The sequence below is a fragment of the Comamonas resistens genome, from assembly GCF_030064165.1.
Lineage (GTDB): Bacteria > Pseudomonadota > Gammaproteobacteria > Burkholderiales > Burkholderiaceae_C > Comamonas > Comamonas resistens.
On record NZ_CP125947.1, the window covers coordinates 1,604,609 to 1,626,111 of the forward strand.

At 59.3% G+C, this 21,503-nt stretch carries 17 protein-coding genes and 14 tRNA genes; 28 read left to right on the forward strand and 3 right to left on the reverse strand.

Going from position 1 to position 21,503, the window contains the following annotated elements; genetic code table 11:
• The first annotated feature begins 13 nt into the window (after nucleotides 1–13).
• From QMY55_RS07360 to QMY55_RS07470, 23 genes are all read left to right on the forward strand, one after another.
• A complete protein-coding gene (locus QMY55_RS07360) occupies nucleotides 14–511 on the forward strand; it encodes a CvpA family protein (protein ID WP_283488012.1) in 498 nt (165 codons plus the stop codon).
• A gap of 197 nt (nucleotides 512–708) precedes the next feature.
• Complete coding sequence (gene purF, locus QMY55_RS07365; RefSeq protein WP_283488013.1) at nucleotides 709–2,217, forward strand: amidophosphoribosyltransferase; 1,509 nt, start codon at nucleotides 709–711, stop codon at nucleotides 2,215–2,217.
• A 300-nt stretch (nucleotides 2,218–2,517) separates the two neighbouring features.
• Nucleotides 2,518–3,729 carry an O-succinylhomoserine sulfhydrylase gene (locus QMY55_RS07370; RefSeq protein WP_283488014.1) on the forward strand — a complete coding sequence of 404 codons (1,212 nt, stop codon included), beginning with the start codon at nucleotides 2,518–2,520 and terminating at the stop codon, nucleotides 3,727–3,729.
• Between the two features lie 150 nt (nucleotides 3,730–3,879).
• Entirely contained in the window at nucleotides 3,880–5,286 is a 1,407-nt protein-coding gene (gene gltX / locus QMY55_RS07375) for a glutamate--tRNA ligase (protein WP_283488015.1), read from the forward strand.
• 74 nt (nucleotides 5,287–5,360) lie between these two features.
• A tRNA-Ala gene (locus QMY55_RS07380) sits at nucleotides 5,361–5,436 on the forward strand.
• 45 nt (nucleotides 5,437–5,481) lie between these two features.
• Nucleotides 5,482–5,557, forward strand: a tRNA-Glu gene (locus tag QMY55_RS07385).
• Nucleotides 5,558–5,605: 48 nt separating this feature from the next.
• Nucleotides 5,606–5,682 (forward strand) — tRNA-Asp (locus QMY55_RS07390).
• 86 nt (nucleotides 5,683–5,768) lie between these two features.
• Nucleotides 5,769–5,844, forward strand: a tRNA-Glu gene (locus QMY55_RS07395).
• 48 nt (nucleotides 5,845–5,892) lie between these two features.
• Nucleotides 5,893–5,969: transfer RNA gene (locus QMY55_RS07400), tRNA-Asp, on the forward strand.
• Nucleotides 5,970–5,978: 9 nt separating this feature from the next.
• Nucleotides 5,979–6,054 (forward strand) — tRNA-Ala (locus QMY55_RS07405).
• A 45-nt stretch (nucleotides 6,055–6,099) separates the two neighbouring features.
• Nucleotides 6,100–6,175, forward strand: a tRNA-Glu gene (locus QMY55_RS07410).
• A 48-nt stretch (nucleotides 6,176–6,223) separates the two neighbouring features.
• Nucleotides 6,224–6,300, forward strand: a tRNA-Asp gene (locus QMY55_RS07415).
• 9 nt (nucleotides 6,301–6,309) lie between these two features.
• Nucleotides 6,310–6,385 (forward strand) — tRNA-Ala (locus QMY55_RS07420).
• A 45-nt stretch (nucleotides 6,386–6,430) separates the two neighbouring features.
• Nucleotides 6,431–6,506: transfer RNA gene (locus QMY55_RS07425), tRNA-Glu, on the forward strand.
• Between the two features lie 48 nt (nucleotides 6,507–6,554).
• Nucleotides 6,555–6,631 (forward strand) — tRNA-Asp (locus QMY55_RS07430).
• Between the two features lie 289 nt (nucleotides 6,632–6,920).
• Nucleotides 6,921–7,334: a hypothetical protein gene (locus QMY55_RS07435; protein WP_283488016.1), complete on the forward strand. Its 414-nt coding sequence runs from the start codon at nucleotides 6,921–6,923 to the stop codon at nucleotides 7,332–7,334.
• A 263-nt stretch (nucleotides 7,335–7,597) separates the two neighbouring features.
• Nucleotides 7,598–8,965, forward strand: a complete 1,368-nt coding sequence (locus QMY55_RS07440) for a TolC family protein (RefSeq protein WP_283488017.1) — start codon at nucleotides 7,598–7,600, stop codon at nucleotides 8,963–8,965.
• A gap of 55 nt (nucleotides 8,966–9,020) precedes the next feature.
• Nucleotides 9,021–10,235 (forward strand): efflux RND transporter periplasmic adaptor subunit, encoded by a 1,215-nt coding sequence (locus QMY55_RS07445; RefSeq protein WP_283488018.1) that lies wholly within the window; start codon nucleotides 9,021–9,023, stop codon nucleotides 10,233–10,235.
• Nucleotides 10,236–10,239: 4 nt separating this feature from the next.
• A complete protein-coding gene (locus tag QMY55_RS07450; RefSeq protein WP_283488019.1) occupies nucleotides 10,240–13,329 on the forward strand; it encodes an efflux RND transporter permease subunit in 3,090 nt (1,029 codons plus the stop codon).
• 148 nt (nucleotides 13,330–13,477) lie between these two features.
• A complete protein-coding gene (locus tag QMY55_RS07455; RefSeq protein ID WP_283488020.1) occupies nucleotides 13,478–13,810 on the forward strand; it encodes a P-II family nitrogen regulator in 333 nt (110 codons plus the stop codon).
• A gap of 147 nt (nucleotides 13,811–13,957) precedes the next feature.
• Nucleotides 13,958–14,033: transfer RNA gene (locus tag QMY55_RS07460), tRNA-Ala, on the forward strand.
• 45 nt (nucleotides 14,034–14,078) lie between these two features.
• Nucleotides 14,079–14,154, forward strand: a tRNA-Glu gene (locus QMY55_RS07465).
• Between the two features lie 48 nt (nucleotides 14,155–14,202).
• Nucleotides 14,203–14,279, forward strand: a tRNA-Asp gene (locus tag QMY55_RS07470).
• Between the two features lie 97 nt (nucleotides 14,280–14,376).
• Here QMY55_RS07470 and QMY55_RS07475 read toward each other — a convergent pair.
• The 3 genes from QMY55_RS07475 to QMY55_RS07485 form a co-directional block, all read right to left on the reverse strand.
• Nucleotides 14,377–15,135 (reverse strand): 3-hydroxyacyl-CoA dehydrogenase, encoded by a 759-nt coding sequence (locus QMY55_RS07475; protein ID WP_283488021.1) that lies wholly within the window; start codon nucleotides 15,133–15,135, stop codon nucleotides 14,377–14,379.
• A 244-nt stretch (nucleotides 15,136–15,379) separates the two neighbouring features.
• Entirely contained in the window at nucleotides 15,380–15,928 is a 549-nt protein-coding gene (locus QMY55_RS07480; RefSeq protein WP_283488022.1) for a phasin family protein, read from the reverse strand.
• A 66-nt stretch (nucleotides 15,929–15,994) separates the two neighbouring features.
• Nucleotides 15,995–16,198, reverse strand: coding sequence for a hypothetical protein (locus QMY55_RS07485; protein ID WP_283488023.1), 204 nt, complete (start codon nucleotides 16,196–16,198; stop codon nucleotides 15,995–15,997).
• Nucleotides 16,199–16,245: 47 nt separating this feature from the next.
• Between QMY55_RS07485 and QMY55_RS07490 the strand changes: the two genes are divergently transcribed.
• From QMY55_RS07490 to QMY55_RS07510, 5 genes are all read left to right on the forward strand, one after another.
• Nucleotides 16,246–16,704, forward strand: coding sequence for an acyl-CoA thioesterase (locus tag QMY55_RS07490; protein WP_283488024.1), 459 nt, complete (start codon nucleotides 16,246–16,248; stop codon nucleotides 16,702–16,704).
• Nucleotides 16,705–16,928: 224 nt separating this feature from the next.
• A complete protein-coding gene (pncB, locus tag QMY55_RS07495) occupies nucleotides 16,929–18,164 on the forward strand; it encodes a nicotinate phosphoribosyltransferase (RefSeq protein WP_283488025.1) in 1,236 nt (411 codons plus the stop codon).
• Between the two features lie 191 nt (nucleotides 18,165–18,355).
• Entirely contained in the window at nucleotides 18,356–19,759 is a 1,404-nt protein-coding gene (locus QMY55_RS07500) for a sodium:proton antiporter (RefSeq protein WP_283488902.1), read from the forward strand.
• Between the two features lie 30 nt (nucleotides 19,760–19,789).
• Entirely contained in the window at nucleotides 19,790–20,767 is a 978-nt protein-coding gene (locus QMY55_RS07505; protein WP_283488026.1) for a 2-hydroxyacid dehydrogenase, read from the forward strand.
• A gap of 148 nt (nucleotides 20,768–20,915) precedes the next feature.
• Entirely contained in the window at nucleotides 20,916–21,323 is a 408-nt protein-coding gene (locus QMY55_RS07510; protein WP_283488027.1) for a tautomerase family protein, read from the forward strand.
• Nucleotides 21,324–21,503 lie beyond the last annotated feature (180 nt).

Sequence of the window (21,503 nt, forward strand, 5' to 3'; positions counted from 1 at the left end):
GCTGAGCTTTTCGATGACCGCACTGGACTGGATTTTTGTGGCCGTCGTGCTGGGCTCCATGTTGCTGGGGGCCTGGCGCGGACTGGTCTATGAAGTCCTTTCCTTGATGGGCTGGGTGGTCGCCTTTGTCGTGGCGCGCACCTGGGCCCAGGAGGTGGCAGTGTGGTTGCCGCTTGACGGCTGGGATATGCAGCTGCGCTATGCGGCCGGTTTTGTGTTGTTGCTGGTGGGGGCAATGTTTGCCTGGGGGCTGGTGTCCTGGCTTTCCAAGCAGCTGATTGAAGCAGTGGGCCTGCGGCCGGTGGATCGTTCGCTGGGGGCTTTGTTCGGCCTGTTGCGCGGTGGTCTGTTGCTGCTGGTGCTGGCGCTGGTGATTCAGTACACGCCCTTGCATACGGCGTTGTGGTGGCAGGAATCGGGGCTGGCCCCCTGGTTGACGCAGGCATTGGGTTGGGTGCTGCCCGCCTTGCCTGAGGACTGGGGGCAGTATCTGCCCAAGGCTTCCACTTGAAGCGGGGTTTTTAGCCGCAATTTGCCTAAGGGCGAAAAGTGGTCAAGGTGCTTGTTGTAAAACGCAGCGAGTGCTTGCAGGAATTTGGTGCGGGCGTGATCCGCGTGCACCCGATGTCAAAGCGCAGGCTAGCCAATGGGTGGCAAAGCAGGCGAGTGTGGCGAAGAGTGATCTTCGCAAACAGATGGAACGCAACTATGTGTGGAATCGTTGGTGTGGTCAGCACCGCACCCGTGAATCAGCTGATTTATGACGCTTTGCTGCTGCTGCAGCACCGTGGGCAGGATGCAGCCGGCATCGTGACCCAGCAGGAACGCAAGTTCTTCATGCACAAGGCCAAGGGCATGGTGAAGGACGTGTTCCGCACCCGCAATATGCGGGCCCTGCCCGGTAATGTGGGTCTGGGCCAGGTGCGCTACCCCACGGCGGGCAATGCCTCCAGCGAGGAAGAGGCTCAGCCTTTCTACGTGAATGCACCGTTTGGCATCGTGATGGTGCACAACGGCAACCTCACCAACGCCAAGCAACTGCGCTGCGAACTGGCCGACACCGACCATCGTCACACCAACACCGAGAGCGATTCGGAAGTGCTGCTCAACGTGCTGGCACACGAAATCGGCCGCGCGTCCGGCAGCGCGCCGCTCAAGAGCGAGGACATCTTCAAGGCCGTGCGAGCCGTGCACAAGCGCATCAAGGGCTCGTATGCCGTGATCGCGCTGATCGCCGGCTATGGTCTGCTGGCCTTCCGTGACCCCTATGGCATTCGTCCCCTGTGCATGGGGCATGGCGCTGACGGCACCATCATGCTGGCCAGCGAGTCCGTGGCGCTGGAAGGCACAACCCATGTCTTCGACCGCGACATCGCTCCCGGCGAGGCCGTGTTTGTGCATAACGATGGCCGTGTCGAAAGCCAGCAATGTGCCGATGAAACCCATCTGAACCCCTGTGTGTTCGAGTTCGTCTATCTGGCCCGCCCCGATTCGACCATGGACGGTATCTCGGTCTACCAGGCGCGTCTGAACATGGGTGAGACGCTGGCCAAGCGCGTGGTTTCCACCGTGCCGCCCAGCGAGATCGACGCCATCATCCCGATTCCCGAATCCAGCCGTCCCAGTGCCATGCAGCTGGCGCAACTGCTGGGCATTCCCTACCGCGAAGGCTTCGTGAAGAACCGTTATGTCGGCCGCACCTTCATCATGCCGGGCCAGGGCGCGCGCAAGAAATCGGTGCGCCAGAAGCTCAATGCCATCGGCAGCGAGTTCAAGGGCCGCAACGTGCTGCTGGTCGATGACTCCATCGTGCGCGGCACCACCTCCAAGGAAATCGTGCAGATGGCGCGCGATGCGGGTGCCAACAAGGTGTATCTGGCATCGGCTGCGCCTCCCGTGCGTCACCCCAATGTCTATGGCATCGACATGCCTACCCGTTCCGAACTGGTGGCTCATGGCCGCACGGTTGAGGAAATCCGTGAAGTCATTGGCTGTGATGCGCTGATCTACCAGGATGTGGAAGCCATGAAGCAGGCCGTGGGCAAGATCAATACCCAGGTCGAAGGTTTCGAGGCTTCCTGCTTTGATGGGATCTACATCACCGGCGATATTTCGGATGCAGAAGTGACGGCACTCAACGAAGGCCGTAACCGCGGCAGCGAAGAAGAGAGCGAGGACACGTCCCGCCTGTCTCTGCCCAACGCGCAGGAAAGCTGAGCGTTCAAGCTCTGCTTGAATGACCGGATGTGAAAGGGTTGCTGCGGCAACCCTTTTCATTCAGGAGGACAATGGCAGGGCTGAGCGCATGGTGTGCTCTTGATATATGAGCGTGTTACGCAAGTTGGTAAAGCGTTTGAGCAGGATTTTGCTGAATGTTTGAATGACTGCGTGCTCGGCATCTTTGAAGATCGGCATGGCGGGTGCCGCCGATCAAGCTGGTCAAGTGATTGCGCCAGGGCTGCAGAAAGCCTGAGGCCGGACTTGCTGCCAGTACCCAACCATCTGGACTTGATAATTGTGAGCAACAAGACATTACCTGAAGGTTTGCATCCTGAGACTCTGGCTGTGCGCGAAGCGGTCGAGCGCAGCCAGTGGGGCGAGCATTGCGAAGCCCTGTACATGACCAGCAGCTTTGTGCAGCCCGATGCCGCCACGGCAGCGCGTCGCTTTGCCAACGAAGAGCCTGGTTTTACTTACAGCCGCACCGGCAACCCTACCGTCACCAGCTTTGAAAAGCGTCTGGCGGCCATGGAAGGCACGGAATGCGCTGTTGCCACATCCACCGGTATGTCGGCCATTCTGCTGGTGGCGTTGACCGCGCTCAAGGCTGGTGACCATGTGATCTGCTCGCAGTCCATGTTCGGCTCCACCATCAAGCTGCTGGGCACGGAAATGGCTCGCTTCGGTGTGGAGACCAGCTTTGTTCCGCAGACCGATCTCGAAGCCTGGAAGGCCGCGATCAAGCCCAACACACGCATGCTGTTTGCCGAGACGCCCACCAACCCGCTGACCGACCTCTGCGACATCGCAGCGCTGGCAGACCTGGCGCACGCCAACAAGGCGCTGCTGGCCGTGGACAACAGCTTTGCCACCCCCGTGCTGCAGCAGCCCGTGAAGTTCGGCGCCGACATCATCGTGCACTCGGGCACCAAGTTCCTCGACGGCCAGGGCCGTGTCATGGCGGGCGCGGTTTGCGGCACCCTTGCCCTGGTGGACAAGGTCATGGGCACCTTCCTGCGCAGCGGCGGCCTGAATATCGCTCCGTACAACGCATGGACGGTGATGAAGGGGTTGGAAACACTGGCCCTGCGCGTCAAGGCGCAAAGCGCTGCGGCGCTGGACTTTGCCGCCTGGCTGGAAGCTCACCCCAAGGTCGCGCGTGTTTATTACCCCGGCCTCAAGAGCCATCCTCAGCATGAGCTGGCCATGCGCCAACAAAACGGCATGGGCGGTGCTGTGCTGGCCTTCGATGTGGTCGGTGAGGGCGCCGAGCAACTGCGTGCCAACGCCTTCCATGTGGTGGACAGCACGCGTCTGTGCTCGATCACGGCCAACCTCGGCGATGTGAAAACCACCATCACCCACCCAGCCAGTACCTCGCACGGTCGTCTGACGGAAGAGCAGCGCCAGGCTGCCGGTGTGGGCCAGGGTTTGATTCGTATTTCCGTGGGGCTCGAGCATCTGGATGACCTCAAGGCCGATCTGTCGCGCGGACTGGATACGCTGTGAAACACCCCCTGAGCCGTTTTGCGCCTATGCCTTCTCAAAAGGCAATCTTGGGGCTGTGGAGTGGCTCTGGCTCGGCATCTCTGGCCGAAGCTGCGTGCGCATCATGTGCCGCAGTTTTGGCGCAGGGGATGCTGCACAAGGATTTCTGATATGACAAATAAAATTCGCACCCGCTTTGCCCCTTCGCCCACGGGCTTCATCCATCTGGGCAATATTCGTTCCGCTCTCTATCCCTGGGCTTTTGCTCGTGCCAATGGCGGTGACTTCGTGCTGCGCATCGAAGACACCGATCTGGAGCGCTCTACCCAGGCTTCCGTGGATGTGATCCTCGAAGGCATGGAATGGCTGCAGCTGGACCATGACGAGGGTCCGTTCTACCAGATGCAGCGCATGGATCGCTACAAGCAAGTGCTGGCCACGCTGCAGGAAAAAGGCTATGTCTACCCCTGCTATATGAGCATGGAAGAGTTGGATGCACTGCGTGAAAAGCAGATGGCCAACAAGGAAAAGCCGCGCTATGACGGCACATGGCGTCCCGAAGAAGGCAAGGTGCTGCCAGCGATTCCCGCAGGCGTGAAGCCCGTGCTGCGCTTCAAGACTCCGCAAACCGGCGTGGTAGCTTGGGACGACAAGTGCAAGGGCCGCATCGAGTTCCAGAACTCCGAGCTGGATGATCTGGTGATTGCCCGCCCTGATGGCACGCCCACGTACAACTTCTGCGTCTGCGTGGACGATATGGACATGAACATCACCCACGTGATTCGTGGCGACGACCATGTGAACAACACGCCGCGCCAGATTCACATCTTCGAAGCGCTGGGTGCGACTGTGCCTACCTTTGCCCACCTGCCCACCGTGCTCAATGAGCAGGGCGAGAAGATGAGCAAGCGCAACGGTGCCAAGGCTGTGACGCAGTACCGCGACGAGGGCTATCTGCCCGATGCCATGGTCAACTATCTTGCCCGTCTGGGCTGGAGCCACGGCGACGACGAAATCTTCAGCCGTGCCCAGTTCCTGGAGTGGTTCAACCTCGACCACTTGGGTCGCAGTGCTGGCCAGTTCGACGAAGCCAAGCTGCGCTGGGTCAATGCCCAGCACCTGAAGGCCATGGATGACGCCGAGCTGGCCAAGATGGTCAAGCCCTTTGTCGTCAAGGCAGGAGTTGCTGAGAACCTGATCGACGCCGATGACAGGCTAGTGCGCATTGCTGCCTTGTTCAAGGATCGCTGCGAAACCCTGGTGGATCTGGCCAACTGGGCCAAGGTCTTCTATGTGGATGGCGTGGAACGCAATGCCGAAGACTATGCAAAGCATGTGACGGAAGCTGCCAACCCTGTGCTGGATGCATTCACTGCCGTGATCGAGAGCGTGGAATGGAGTAAGGACGCCATTGCCGCAGCCATCAAGGAGCTGCTGAAGGCGCAAGGCGTGAAGATGCCCGTGCTGGCCATGCCAGTGCGTGTTCTGACGGTGGGAACAGCCCATACTCCGTCGGTGGATGCGGTGCTGGAATTGCTCGGACGCGAAAAAGTTATCGCTCGTTTGAAAAATCGCTAAAAACCTGTCTATAATTCGAGGCTCTGCACAACGCGATTGATAAAAAGATTGCGTTGCAAAGAGAAGGAATTTTTGGGGGTATAGCTCAGCTGGGAGAGCGCTTGCATGGCATGCAAGAGGTCATCGGTTCGATCCCGTTTACCTCCACCAAAATTTTTGACGGCTGATCGAGAGATCAGAAACGTTCTAGGAATTGACCCTATCGTCTAGAGGCCTAGGACATCACCCTTTCACGGTGAGTACCGGGGTTCGAATCCCCGTAGGGTCGCCAAGTTTGAAGCGCTTGCAGCTGCATGTTGTGCAGTGAAGCTTCCTGCCAGGAGTGGTAGTTCAGTTGGTTAGAATACCGGCCTGTCACGCCGGGGGTCGCGGGTTCGAGTCCCGTCCACTCCGCCAGTTTGGCTAGTCGCTTGATTAAAAAAGCGCCTTTATTTTCAGAAGGCGCTTTTTTAATCGGTGCGAAAGCAAAGATTCTAGGTTATGACCCTATCGTCTAGAGGCCTAGGACATCACCCTTTCACGGTGAGTACCGGGGTTCGAATCCCCGTAGGGTCGCCAAGTTTGAAGCGCTTGCAGTTGCATGATGTGCAGCAAAGCTTCCTGCCAGGAGTGGTAGTTCAGTTGGTTAGAATACCGGCCTGTCACGCCGGGGGTCGCGGGTTCGAGTCCCGTCCACTCCGCCAGTTATCTTTGGGGGTATAGCTCAGCTGGGAGAGCGCTTGCATGGCATGCAAGAGGTCATCGGTTCGATCCCGTTTACCTCCACCAAAGTTTTTGACGGCTGATCAAGAGATCAGAAACGTTCTAGGAATTGACCCTATCGTCTAGAGGCCTAGGACATCACCCTTTCACGGTGAGTACCGGGGTTCGAATCCCCGTAGGGTCGCCAAGTTTGAAGCGCTTGCAGCTGCATGATGTGCAGCAAAGCTTCCTGCCAGGAGTGGTAGTTCAGTTGGTTAGAATACCGGCCTGTCACGCCGGGGGTCGCGGGTTCGAGTCCCGTCCACTCCGCCAGTTATCTTTGGGGGTATAGCTCAGCTGGGAGAGCGCTTGCATGGCATGCAAGAGGTCATCGGTTCGATCCCGTTTACCTCCACCAAAATTTTTGACGGCTGATCGAGAGATCAGAAACGTTCTAGGAATTGACCCTATCGTCTAGAGGCCTAGGACATCACCCTTTCACGGTGAGTACCGGGGTTCGAATCCCCGTAGGGTCGCCAAGTTTGAAGCGCTTGCAGCTACATGATATGTAGCAAAGCTTCCTGCCAGGAGTGGTAGTTCAGTTGGTTAGAATACCGGCCTGTCACGCCGGGGGTCGCGGGTTCGAGTCCCGTCCACTCCGCCAGATTTATAAAAAGCCATCCATGCAAGTGGGTGGCTTTTTTGTTTTGGAATTTTGCATCGTGCTTGCCAGTCAGGATATCGTGCAGCTATGGACTTCCTAGCAAGAGCCCCTTGAGCAGCAATGACTATGACAACAGGCTATGGTTTGCATCAGTGCTAAAAGCTGACAGAAATTTTCCTTTCGGGAACTTTTCTCACGAATAGACACACCATCTTGTCTGCCTCAGGCCTTTTTGGCCTGATGTCTTACTGTCCTTCTTCTCGTCGTTGCTTGTTTCTCCAGAGAGTTCATGCGCCCGGTCTCGTCGTTTCTGCTGTCATTGCTGATGTTTGCCGCCATTGTGGGTGTGCAGATTGCCGTGATCTGGCCTGCAGGTGCGCATGACGTTGTGGCCATGAGCCATTCTTCGGAGGTTGAGCCTCACGAGTACGGCGTGGATATATTGCAGGAGTTCGAAGAGGATGTGGAAGACGAGACGGTGGAGTTCTCCATCCATCGGCCACATCGCACTGTCGAACTCAATCCTGCACAGGAAGATCGCAACGAGCTGTTTGGCCCGCCCGAAGATATCGCGGTGGGTATTGCTCATGTCTGGATGCAACCGCAAGCGCATGTGGAGCATCCTGATTCCGCTTGTCTGGACGGAATGCTGCGTCCGCCCAGTGACCGCCTGCCGCTGGCAGGCGGGTTCCAGCGCGTTTGATACAGGCCTGAGAGCCTGTGCACATGTTCTCGGATCTCATTGACTGATTTCAGCGTCGTAAAGCTTCAGCCTGCCGGTGTTCAGCCGCTGGCCTGAAGTCTGTTGCCCCGGTCGCGGGCAGCTTATCCACTCGACAGCTATCGCACCTGCCTCTTGGTGTTCCCTGGCCTTTGTAGCGCAGCAGGCTTGCTGCCGCATACGTACGGTTTGGGCATTCAACTCTTTCCTTACTTCATCTGCCCTCAAGAAGGCAGCTGTGTTCCATGTTCTATAGATCGATAGTGCCGGCGTCTTTGCCGGTCCAGGCGGCTGTACGTCATCACGATGGTGCCTCTTCCAGGCGCTGGTTGCGCCCTAGTGCGCTGGCCTTGTGTCTGGCTGCTGCCCTGTCTGCCCAGGCTGCCGGGCCTGATGCGGCAGCGGCTCAACCCCGCGCCACCATTTCCGACCATGCCACGCCCAAACTCAGCCTGAATCGGCTGATCGAGACCGTGCTGGATCACAACCCCGAGTTGCGCTCCGTGCAGCAGTCCAGCGTGACGGCACAGGCTGCGGTAGTCAGTGCAGGTGCATTGCCCAACCCCAAGCTGGAGTGGAGCCGCGGTGACAACAAAGCCCGTATGGCCTCGGCCACGCCCGGCAGCGTGAATTCCGTGGGGATTTCGGTGCCCATCGAGATGCCTTCGGTGCGCAGTGCCCGCATCGAAGCCGCCGAAGCCGGCCAGCGTGCCTCGGTGCATCAGATTGCAGCCTCCCGCAATGCCTTGGTGGCCCAGGTCAAGCTCAAGGCTTATGAGGTGGTGCTGCGCCAGGCTCAGGTGCAGGCTGCGCATGATGCGGTCAAGCTGCTGGAGCAGGCTCATGAGCGTGTCCGTGTGCGGGTAGCCAGCGGAGAGGCTGCGCGCTACGAAATCATCAAGGCCGACGCCGAGCTGATCAATGCGCGCCAGCAGGAGCAGACAGCGCGATTGATGGTCGAACAGTCTCAACTCACGCTCAACCGCCTGGCCGCCGGCCAGTTGCCAGTGCGTTTTGATCTGGACCTGTCTTTGCAAGACCCTGTGCAACTGGATGCACTGCAGCAGGGTATTGAGTCTCACCCCGAGTTGCTGCAGCTGCGCTCGGAAGTGGAAAAGGCCGAGGCCCAGAAGCAGGGTGCCAAGGCCGGCCGCTGGCCAGGGATTGAACTGCGTTATGCCCAGACCCGCGAGCCCGACATTCGCAACAACACCGTGGGCGTGAGCATGCAGATTCCGCTGTTTGACCAGCGTCGCGGCCCGATTGACGAGGCTGCTTCCGAAGAGCAGCGCGCACGGCTGCGTCTGGACGGGCGCAAGGCGGAGCTGCAGCAGCAGATGCTGCAGGCCAGCAAGGTGCTGGAGATGGCGCAGGTGCGCACCAAGGCCCTGGGAGAAGGATCGGTCAAGGAGGCGGAGGCAGCCTTGCGCGTGGCCGAGGCGGCCTATCGCTACGGCGAGCGCGGCATTCTCGACGTGCTGGATGCCCAACGGGTCTTGCGCACCGTGCGTGCCGATCTTCTGGAGGCCCGCTACCAGATGCAATCCGCACGCATTGAGCTGGATTTTCTGGCTGGCCGCTATGCGGATGCCGCTGCAGCCATTGCGCGCTGAGGCCGCACTACCGATTTCACGCAGAGACCGAGTTTTATTGTTTTAGGCACGCTTTATGTCTTCTCAACACAGCATGTTTTCAGCGGGGCACCACCGCCCGGCTTCCCTGGTCCTGGCTCTGGCGATCGCCGGGTTGATTTCACTGACTCTGACAGCCTGCGGCAATGGTGAAAAACCTGCGACCGCCGTGGCGGAGCAGGTCAAGCCAGAGCTGGATCCTTCGGAAGTGATGGTTTCTCCAGAAATGGCCAGCAATTTCAAGGTTGCGGCCGTGACTCAGACCGAGCTGGCCTCGGTGCAGGAGATTGCAGGCCGCATTGAGGCCAATGAGCGCAAGGTGACGCGCATTGGTGCCGTGGTCACCGGGCGCGTGACCGAGGTACTGGCAGAGGCCGGCGACCGCGTCAAGTCCGGTCAGGTTCTGGCGCGTGTGGCGAGCCCGGAGCTGACTTCGGCACAGCTGGCCTATATGCGTGCCAGTGCCACGGCCACCTTGGCGGAGCGATCTGTGGAGCGTGCGCGCCAGCTGATTGCCGCCGATGTGATCGGCTCTGCCGAGCTGCAGCGCCGCGAGTCCGAGGTGCAGATTGCCCGTGCCGAACTGCGCGCGGCGGGCGACCAGCTCAAGCTCATGGGACTGTCGGGCGATGCACTGACGCGCTTGCGAGGTCAGGGTAGCGTTGCGCCGGCTGCAGCCATTGCAGCCTCCTCGGCCGGCATCGTGATCGAGCGCCAGGTCAGCCAGGGGCAGGTAGCTCAGCCGGGTGACCCCTTGTTCACCGTGGCCGACCTGTCCAACGTCTGGGTGGTGGGGGCATTGCCCGAGCAGATGGCACGTAGCGTGCAAGTGGGTCAGGACGTTCAGGTTGATGTGCCGGCTCTTGGACTGACCGTGGAGGATCCACCTATCACCGGAAAGATCATTTATGTGGGCGATACCGTATCGACGCAAACCCGCACGGTTGCCATTCGCACTCAGGTGGATAACAAGGATCTGGCCCTCAAGCCCCAGATGCTGGCGTCCATGAGGATTCAGGGAGCGGTTGAGAAAGTGCTGGCCATTCCCGCGGTCGCTGTGGTGCGCGAGAACGACAAAGACCATGTCTATGTGAAGAAGGCCGAGAACCATTACCGCCTGACCCCCGTGGACCTGGGAGCCACCAGCGGTGGACAGCGTCCCGTGCTCAAGGGCCTGAGCGAAGGGGCTGAAATCGTGGTCGAGGGCGCTTTCCATTTGAACAACGAGCGCAAGCGCGCAGAGCTGGAGTAAGCCCATGATTGCCTCCATGATTCGTGCCGCGCTATCGCAGCGGCTGGTGGTGATCGTGCTTGCCCTGGTGATGTGCGGATTCGGCCTGCGTGCTGCCATGAATCTCTCGGTGGATGCATTCCCCGATGTGACCAATGTGCAGGTGCAGATCGCGACCGAAGCGCCAGGACGCTCGCCCGAGGAAATCGAGCGCTTCGTGACCGTACCGCTGGAAATCGCCATGACCGGCTTGCCGGGCCTGACGGAGATGCGCTCGCTCAACAAGAGCGGCCTGTCCATCATCACCCTGGTGTTCACCGATGCGACCGATGTGTACTTTGCCCGCCAACTGGTGACGGAGCGGCTGATCGAGGTCACGCCGCGCATGCCGCAGGGCATTGTTCCCGTGCTGGGGCCTGTTTCCACAGGTTTGGGCGAGGTCTATCAGTACACGCTTGACCATCCCGACGACGGCAAGCGCGAGCTGACACAGGCCGAGCTGACCGAGCGGCGCACCATCCAGGACTGGGTGGCGCGTCCGTTGCTGCGCTCCATTCCCGGCGTGGCGGAAATCAACTCGCAAGGTGGCTATGTCAAGCAGTACCAGGTACTGGTGGACCCAAGCCGCTTGCGTCACTATGACCTGACCGTGCGCCAGGTGGTTCAGGCCGTGGCGGATAACAATGCCAACGCCAGCGGCGGTATCCTGCCCCAGGTCACCGAGCAGTATCTGATTCGCGGCGTGGGCATGATCCGTTCGCTGGACGATATCGGCAACATCGTGCTCAAGGAGCAGGCAGGCATTCCCGTCTACGTGCGTGATGTGGCCACGGTGCAGATCGGCGCCGAAGTGCGCCAGGGCGCCATCATCAAGGGCGGCTATACCGAAGGTGTCTCCGGCATCGTGCTGATGATGCGCGGCGGCAATGCCAAGGAAGTGGTGACCCGCGTGAAGGAGCGCGTGGAGGAAATCAATTCCAAGGGCATGCTGCCTGGGGGTCTGCAGATCGTCTCGTACTACGACCGTACCGATCTGGTGGATTCTGCCTTGTGGACCGTTGGCAAGGTGCTGATCGAAGGCATCTTCCTGGTGGTCGTCGTGCTGTTCATCTTCCTGGGCGATGTGCGCTCCAGCCTGATCGTTGTGGCGACGCTCATCATCACGCCGCTGACGACTTTCATCCTAATGAACAAGTACGGCATCTCCGCCAATCTGATGTCTCTCGGGGGGCTGGCGATTGCCATCGGCCTGATGGTGGACGCGACCGTGGTGGTGGTGGAGAATGTCTTTCACAAGCTGGGGCAAGCGGGAAATAGCGTCGGGGAGCGCGTGCGTACTGTGCTGTCCGCTACTACAGAAGTAGCAACGCCGACCATTTTCGGTATTGCCATCATCATCCTGGTGTTCCTGCCATTGATGACGCTGCAGGGTATCGAAGGCAAGATGTTTGGGCCGCTGGCGCTGACGATCGCCATGGCGCTGGCGGTCTCGCTGGCAGTCTCGCTGTTCCTGTCGCCCGTGCTGTGCTCGTACTTCCTCAAGGGCGGCGCGGATCATGACACCAAGCTGATCGCCTTCCTCAAGCGCCACTACATGCGCCTGCTGGAGGCCGCGACATCGCGCAACCGCCTCACGCTGGCCGTGGCCGTGATTCTGCTGATTGGCTCTCTGGGCCTGTTTCCCTTTCTGGGCAAGTCCTTCATGCCGACCATGAAGGAGGGGGCGCTGACGCCTCAGATCAATCGCGTTCCCAGCATCTCGCTGGATGAATCCATTCGCATGGAAATGGCCGCGATGAAGGAGGTGGCGCAGGTCGATGGTGTGAAATCCGTGGTTTCCAAGCTGGGGCGTGGAGAGTCGCCGGCCGACCCTGCAGGTCCCAACGAGTCTGATCCCATCGTGCTGCTGGACCCCGAGTCCGAGCGCACGCAGGACGAGATCGATGAGGACATCCGTCAGCGCCTGTCCAAGATTCCTGGTGTTCAGATCGTGCTGTCCCAGCCGATTTCGGAGCGTGTGGACGAAATGGTGACGGGCGTGCGCTCGCAGCTGGCCATCAAGATCTTTGGCGACGAACTCGATGAGCTCAAGGATGTGTCCGAGCAGGTGGCGCGAATCCTCAAGAGCGTGCATGGCAGCACGGACATTCGCATCGAGCGCCTGTCCGGCCAGCAGGCCTTGACCGTGGATATCGACCGCAAGGCGATTGCGCGCCATGGCCTCAATGTGGCCGATGTGCAAAGCGTGCTGGAGTCGGCCATTGGCGGCAAAGACGTGACCACGCTGTATGAGGGCGAGCGCCGCTATGCCGTGGTGGTGCGCTTTCCTGAAGCCTTCCGCAGCTCGCCTGCATCGATTGGGGCAACGCTGCTGACCACGGCGACCGGGGGGCAGGTGCCGTTGAACAATGTGGCACGCATCGAACTGGTGGACGGCCCTGCACAGATCAGCCGTGAAGGCGGCAAGCGCCGTGTGGTGGTGGGGGCCAATGTGGAAGGGCGTGACCTGGGTGGCTTTGTGACCGAGGTCGAGCAACGCCTGGCGCAGGAGGTGAAGCTGCCCGACGGCTACTACTTCAAGTTCGGTGGCCAGTTCGAGAACATGGAGCGTGCCATGGGGACGCTGCAGGTGATCGTGCCGCTGACCATTGCGGCCATCTTCTTCCTGCTGTTCCTGTTGTTCAACTCGGTCAAGCTGGCCAGTCTCATCATTCTGGTGCTGCCCTTTGCTTCGATTGGCGGTCTGATCGGCCTGTTCGTCACTGGCGAATATGTGAGCGTTCCCGCGTCGGTGGGCTTTATCGCGCTCTGGGGTATTGCCGTGCTCAATGGCGTGGTGTTGGTGACCTGCATCCGTCATCTGCGCGAAGACGGCATGAGCGTGCATGACGCCGTGCGCGAAGGCTGTGCTCAGCGTTTTCGTCCGGTGATGATGACCGCGACGGTGGCCTTGCTGGGGCTGGTGCCTTTTCTGTTTGCGACGGGACCAGGCTCTGAAGTCCAACGACCGCTGGCGATTGTGGTGATTGGCGGTCTGATTTCTTCGACGCTGCTGACGCTGGTGGTATTGCCCACGCTGTACCGCTGGTTTGATGAAAAGCCGAGGGAAGCGTAAGCCACCTGTGCGGCGTTGCCGCTTTCCCCTCTCTGGCGCTTGACGCCGGAGCGGGCGACACCGCTGCAACGGGGCAGCTCTTGCGCGGTGTCTCTGACTCAGTCAGCGCCGAATTTTGAAGGCGTGAACATGGATAGGAGAGAGAACGATGACGATGAAAGAAATCCGGGCCATCGTGCGACCGAGCCGGCTGGAGCGTTTGCGCGCAGCCTTGCGTGCCATTCCCAATTTTCCGGGCGTGACCCTTTTCAAGGCCGAAGGCTTTACTGCGCCTGCAGCGATAGACAAGCGTACCGTCAAGGATGAGCTGACCGATTTTTCGGACAAGCTGATGGTGTGCGTGATTGCCGATGAGTCCATGGTCGAGCCGATTCGTGAAGCCATTGTCAATGCCTGCCGTACCGGTCAGATCGGTGACGGATTGGTCTGGACGGTGGACATCGCCGAGATGCATCGCATCCGCGATGGTGAAGAGGTCTGATACCGGCTGGGCAACAATTCGAAGGGGCGCCATGTGCGCCCCTTTTTCATGCGCTGAAGGAAAATTTCGCGATTTTCGAAAATCGGGTCAAAAAGGCTGTGCTACAATTTTTGTACTGCAGCGATGAGGCACTGTCTTGTTGCTCAAGGGGGTATAGCTCAGCTGGGAGAGCGCTTGCATGGCATGCAAGAGGTCATCGGTTCGATCCCGTTTACCTCCACCAAAATTTTTGACGACTGATCGAAAGATCAGAAACGTTCTAGGAATTGACCCTATCGTCTAGAGGCCTAGGACATCACCCTTTCACGGTGAGTACCGGGGTTCGAATCCCCGTAGGGTCGCCAAGTTTGAAGCGCTTGCAGCTACATGATATGTAGCAAAGCTTCCTGCCAGGAGTGGTAGTTCAGTTGGTTAGAATACCGGCCTGTCACGCCGGGGGTCGCGGGTTCGAGTCCCGTCCACTCCGCCAGATACAAAAACCGCCATCAAGCAATTGATGGCGGTTTTTTCTTTGCCTGAAAAGAAAACAGGCCTTCGTAAAGGCCATGTCTTCGATATGGATGGAATTACTTGGGTGCCATGCGGATGGCGCCGTCCAGACGGATCACTTCGCCGTTGAGCATATCGTTGTCCAGGATATGTTTGACCAGCTTGGCATAGTCCTCGGGCTTGCCGAGGCGGCTGGGGAAGGGCACGCTGGCGGCCAGTGCATCCTGCACTTCCTGCGGCATGGTGAACAGCATGGGGGTGCCAAAGATGCCGGGCGCAATCGTCATATTGCGGATACCGCTGCGCGCCAGGTCGCGAGCGATGGGCAGGGTCATGCCGACGACACCACCCTTGGAGGCAGCATAGGCCGCCTGGCCGATCTGGCCGTCATAGGCTGCAACGCTGGCCGTGGAGATCAGCACACCACGCTCGCCGGTAGCTTCGGGCTCGTTCTTGCTCATGGCATCGGATGCCAGGCGAATCATGTTGAAGCTGCCAACCAGGTTGACCATGATGGTCTTGGTATAGGTGGCCAGGCTATGGGGGCCGTTCTTGCCCACGGTTTTTTCTGCAGGAGCAATGCCTGCACAGTTCACCAGGCCAACCAGCTTGCCCAGGCTGGTAGCCTTGGCCACCACGGCCTGACCATCGGCTTCGTTGCTGACATCGCAGCGCAGATAAACACCGGCGATTTCGCGCGCTACGGCCTCACCGCGCTCGGTGTTCATGTCCGCAATCACAACCTTGCCGCCATTGGCGGCCAGCATGCGGGCCGTGCCTTCTCCCAAACCCGAAGCACCGCCGGTGACGATGAATACCCGATCCTGAATTTGCATGAGCTGTCTCCTGAAATGTGACGTTGACGTAAACGTCAATTATGCACAGAGACCGGCCAGTATTCGTATTGCGGAAAGCGCACAAAAAAAAGCCCGGTCTCAAAAGGCCGGGCTTGAAGGGATCCGTGAAACGGGGGTTTCAGGAGGATCCAAGGAGACAACTTGTGTGAGATCGTCTGATCTCGCATGCTGGCAATTATAGGTGTAAACCCTAGGTATTGCCAAGCCTGCAGAAAAACCTTGCTTAACGCTTGCCGCTGGAGGCGGTCTTCACCGCTTCGGCAGCGGTTTGGGTGGCGGCATTGAAGTTGGCTTCGGCGACGTCGGAGGCTTGCTTGACAGCCTTTTGCACGGAGTCAAAAGCGCTGTTGGCGGCAGAAACGGCGCTCTTCAGCACGGCCACGGCAGATTCGGAACCGGCGGGAGCGTTCTTGGCGGAAGTTTCCACCAGGCTGTTGAAGTTCTTGCGAGCTTCGGCGGACTGGGCTTCCAGGGCCTTGTTGAATTCGGCAGCGGTGCTGCTGGCGATGTCATACAGGTGGCGGCTGTAAGAAGCGGTCTTCTCTGCCAGGGGCTGGAACAGGCCGGCTTGCAGTGTCAACAGCTCTTGTGCGTCCTTGACGCTCAGAACAGCTTGTGTGTGCTGGGCAGCTTCGTTCAGGGCTGCGCGAGAAGCGGTGACATTCAGTTCCACCAGCTTTTCCACGCCGGCGAAAGCCTTGCTGGTCAGGCCGAACAGGGTTTCGATGTTGGCTTTGTGGGCGCTCAGGATTTGGTCAGGGGTCAGGCTCATTTCAATGCTCCAAATTTACGGATCTAACAAAGGGATCGGACCGGAGAAACATCTGCTCTGACATGATCATTCTCCTTGAATGACTTTATGTTGCAGTGCAGCATGGAATGAATTGTGAAAGAGTTTCTTCGGCAATGCAAGCATTAAATTGTTGCAGTGCAGCACAAAAGATTGATGACTGTTGTTTTTGAGTAAGTATTTGATTTCTCTCAACTTTGTTATGTCGGATAACTGACTTTGAGAGAGGCAGGCATTAGCTTGTGTACCCATGTCGCCTGTGTGCTGACGGCTTTCAAGGCGGGCTGCAAAATGCCTGAATGAGTGAAATCCAATCCCCCAAAGCAGGCCGGGCACAGCCACAGGAGCGCAGCAGTTATTGTGTATTTCGCGATATCAGCACGCGCTGGTCTGACAACGATGTCTATGGGCATGTGAATAACGTCGTCTATTACAGCTGGTTCGATACGGCAGTGAATGCCTATCTGATCGAGCATGGAGCGCTGGATATTCATGCGGGCCAGACCATTGGTCTGGTCATAGAGACGCAGTGCAATTACTTTGCTCCACTGGCCTTTCCGCAGTCCGTGGAGGCGGGGATTCGCGTCGCGCATATCGGCAGCTCCAGTGTGCGCTATGAGGTGGGTCTGTTTGCCAAGGGACAGACGCATTCGGCGGCGGCCGGGCACTTTGTCCATGTCTATGTGGATCGTGAGTCGCGCAGGCCGGCGAGCCTGCCTGAAGCCCTGCGCCAGGCATTGCTGCCGTTGAAGACCTGAGGTTCTCAAGAAACATAGCTGATAGCGCTTGATGGATAAGCGCTGCAGCCATATTTCATCAAGTTTTTGCTGAGCCCTTGGCTCAGGCAGGGCAGTTAAGGCCAGAGGCCATTGGCTCACTGTGAATCGCCTACACTCATAAACCTTCTTGAGGCGGGCCGGGCATGCATGCGGCCAACCTTGTCCAATGATTGAACACGGACCGCCAAGGCCCACCGTCGTCCATGATCATCACCAGCCTGCTAGACACCGACCTGTACAAATTCACGATGATGCAGGTGGTGCTGCATCAGTTTCCGGGCGCGCAGGTGGAATACCGCTTCAAATGCCGCAATCCCGGAGTGGAGCTGGCTCCCTATGTCAATGAAATCCGCGAAGAGATCCGTTCGCTGTGCAAGCTGCGCTTTCAGGATGCCGAGCTGGCCTATCTGAGTTCGCTGCGCTTTATCAAAAGCGATTTTGTGGATTTTCTGAGCCTGTTTCAGCTCAACGACAAATACATCACGGTCACGCCTTTGGCCAATGGAGAGATCGACATCACCATCAAAGGCCCATGGCTGCACACGATTCTTTTCGAAATTCCGGTGCTGGCCATCGTCAATGAGGTGTACTTCCGCAATACCCAGCCCGTGCCCGATTTTCTGGAGGGGCGCAAGCGCCTGGACGAGAAGATCGCACTGCTGCAGGGCACTGGCCTGGAGTCGCTCAAGATTGCCGATTACGGTACGCGCAGGCGCTTTTCCAAGGCCTGGCATGAAGAGGTGCTGCGCGTGCTCTGCGCCAAGCTGGGCCATGCAGGCTCGCGCGTGAATGGTCCAGCTTCGGGCCAGCGCAAGGGCCAGCTGGCAGGCACGAGCAATGTGCTGTACGCGATGAAGCTGGGCCTGATTCCGTTGGGTACCTTGGCCCATGAATATCTGCAGGCCTGCCAGTCTCTGGGCCCACGGCTGCGCGACAGCCAGATCTTTGGTTTCGAGACCTGGGCTCGGGAATATCGTGGCGATCTGGGCATTGCGCTGTCCGATGTCTACGGCATGTCGGCGTTCCTGCGTGACTTCGATCTGTACTTCTGCAAGTTGTTCGACGGCGCGCGCCATGACAGCGGTGACCCGTTTGACTGGGGTGAGCGCCTGATTGCGCACTACAAGGCCAACAAGATCGACCCGCTGAGCAAGGTGCTGATCTTCAGCGACGGACTGACGATTCCCAAGACCATTGAGCTGTTCGAGCGTTTCAATGGCCGTTGCCAGCTCGCTTTCGGCATCGGCACGAATCTGACCAATGACCTGGGCAGCCCGCCCAGCCATGTGCCGCTGCAAATCGTGATCAAGATGACGCGCTGCAATGGCCAGCCCGTGGCCAAGCTGTCGGACACGCCGGGCAAGAGCATGTGCGATGACGAGAAATATCTGGCCTATCTGCGTCAGGTGTTCAGCATTGCCGCACCACAGAGAGCTTGAATAGAAGTTGCGATGGCCTGGGCAGGCCCGGCCATCGCGGCAGAGGGGTACATGACTTAGGCAAATCAGGTGCAGGCAGGCGCTGCGCCTCAAGGCGGCATTCTTGCTCATCCTTGTTTGCCCAGGTCCTAAGGTAGATGGAGGAAGGCCTTTTGAACAACCGCAAACCTTGGGTCAAGGCCGCCGTGGCCATGGCAACAACCTTGGCCGTCGGCAGCGCCCGAGCGGCAGAAATCGACGGCGCAGCCATGTCCGTGGCCTGGGGCGTTCCGTTTGTGGGCATGCTGCTGTCGATTGCGCTGATGCCCTTGCTGGCACCGCATTTCTGGCATCAGCACTTTGGCAAAGTGACTGCGGGCTGGGCGCTGGCTTTTCTGCTGCCGTTTGCGCTGGTCTATGGCATGGGCGCTGCCGGGGTGAATCTTGTCCATGCGCTGCTGGCCGAGTACTTGCCGTTTGTCATCCTGCTGACCGCGCTGTACACCGTGGCTGGCGGTATTTATGTGCGCGGCAATCTGCGCGGGTCGCCGGGGCTCAATACAGCCATTTTGGCGATCGGTGCCGTGCTGGCCAGCTTCATGGGAACGACAGGCGCTTCGATGCTGCTGATTCGTCCTTTGCTGCGTGCCAATGACAACCGACGTCATCAGGCCCATGTGGTCGTGTTTTTCATCTTCATCGTCTCCAACGCCGGCGGGGCGCTCACGCCGCTCGGTGATCCGCCTCTGTTCCTGGGCTTTCTGAAGGGCGTGGATTTCTTCTGGACGGTGCGCCATATCTGGGGTCCCATGCTGTTCCTCACGCTGGCGCTGCTGGCGATCTTCTATGTGATCGACCACCGTCTGATGAGCGAGAAAGGCGAGACCGATCTGCCCGACCCCACACCCAGCGTCGATGTGACGGGTACGCAAAGCCGTCTGGGATTTGATGGCAAACTGAACTTTGCGCTGCTGGCGGTGGTGGTGGCTCTGGTGCTGATCAGCGGCGTATGGCGAACACCGGCAGGCTTCGAGATTGCAGGCACCCATGTGGGCGTGCCGGGACTGGTGCGAGATGTGGGCCTGCTTGTGGTTGCGCTGCTGTCGATCAGGCTTACACCGGCTCGCGTGCATCAGGCCAACGAGTTTGGCTGGGGGCCGATGCAGGAGGTTGCCAAGCTGTTTGCCGGCATCTTCCTGACCATCATTCCCGTGATCGCCATGCTCAAGGCCGGTGTCGACGGTCCCTTCGGCGCTGTGGTGCGCGCGGTCACCAACAGTGATGGTTCGCCCAACCCTGCCATGTATTTCTGGGCCACGGGCGTACTGTCCTCCTTTCTGGACAACGCGCCGACCTATCTGGTGTTCTTCAATACCGCGGGTGGTGACCCGGGGCATCTGATGACCGATATGGCGCTGACGCTGACCGCCATCTCGGCCGGTGCGGTTTTCATGGGGGCCAACACCTATATCGGCAATGCGCCCAACCTCATGGTCAAGGCGATTGCCGAAGATCGCGGCGTCAAGATGCCCGGCTTTTTTGCCTATATGGCCTGGTCCATCTGCATTCTGCTGCCGTTGCTGGCGGCAATCACATGGCTGTGGTTCATGCCCTGAGGCAGCCACCTGACCACCGAGGAGACAACAATGAATCACAAACCCCGCATTCTGATTGCCCGCGCCATCTCGCCCGAGGTGGTGCAGCGGCTGCAGCAGCATTTTGAAGTTCAGTCCAATCAGGACGATGTGGTCTGGTCTGCAGCCGAGCTGGCTCGGCAACTGCAGGGCAAGGACGGCGTGCTGACCACAGGCTCGCAGACCATCAATGCCGAACTGCTGGCGGCCTGCCCGCAGCTGAAGATCGTGGCCAATATGGCCGTGGGCTACAACAATTTCGATGTACCGGCGATGACCGCTGCCGGCGTGCAGGGCACGAACGCCCCCGATGTGCTGACCGAGACCACGGCGGATTTCGGCTTTGCCTTGCTGATGGCGACGGCACGCCGCATTTGCGAGAGCGAGCACTATCTGCGTGCGGGGCTGTGGAAGGACTGGCATTACGACCTGTTTGCCGGTGCCGAGGTGCATGGTTCCACGCTGGGCATTCTGGGCATGGGCCGTATCGGTCAGGCCATTGCCCGTCGCGCCGCCCATGGCTTTGGCATGAAGGTCATCTATCACAACCGCTCGCGCCTCGACACGGCGCTGGAGGCAGAGTGCAAGGCCAGCTATGTCAGCAAACCGGAGCTGCTGGAGCGTGCAGACCATCTGATGCTGGTGCTGCCACTCACCCCCGAAAACCGTCACGCCATCGGTGCGGCAGAAATTGCCCGGATGAAGTCCACGGCCACACTGATCAATATCGCGCGCGGCGGCATTGTCGATGATGCGGCCCTGGCTCAGGCTTTGCGTGACAAGCGCATTGCCGCAGCGGGCCTGGATGTGTTCGAGGGCGAGCCTGCCGTGCACCCGGATCTGCTGACCGTGCCCAATGTGGTGCTGACGCCCCATATCGCCAGCGCCACCAGGGGCACGCGCTCGGCCATGGCAGGGCTGGCAGCCGACAATCTGATTTCCTTCTTTGCAGGCAAGGGGCCGCTGACGCCGGTCAATCAGCTGGTCTGATGAACGGGGACGGGTGGCGATTAGGCTGCATCACGTCACATCAGTTTGAGGGCGGATGCGTGGTCTGAGCGCTGTCCCGGCTTTGATAATTTCAGCCCGCCAGGCGCTTGTGTGCACGGCGGGCTTTTTTATTTCCAACGAGACAGCCATGCCTTTTATCCGCACCAGCGTCCACAAGGACACCCCAGCCGCTCAGCGTCAGGCCATCGTCAACGGCATCCATCAGGCTTTGATCGATGGCATCGGCATGCCCGCCGACGAGCTGTTCAACATGGTTGACGACTATGACGAGCAGAAGTTCTTCTTCAGCCGTACCTTCAACGGCTACAAGCGCTCGGACCGCGTGGTGGTGGTGGAGATCACCATGCGCCGCGGCCGCAGCGATGCGATGAAGCGCGCCCTGTACGCCAACATCGCCGCCAATCTGGAAAAGGACGCAGGTGTGGCTCCCGCCGATGTGTTCATCTTCACGCACGAAAACGACTATTCGGACTGGTCGGTGGGCGGAGGCAAGTTCGCCATGGCCATTGCCCAGCAAGTCGGCCCAGACGCCTGATTTGGGCAGCAGCCTGTTGCCGATTCGAGGCCGCCACGCTGGCAACAGGCGCTCACACTTTTGTCTCGTTTGATTTCGCATTGAAGGCGCAGGACTGATAATTTGCCCGCACGCAAGTGTTTGCAAACTTCAGCTTGCGCGTGAAAGTCGGCCAGGCCCTGTCTTCAGGGGCTGGTTGCT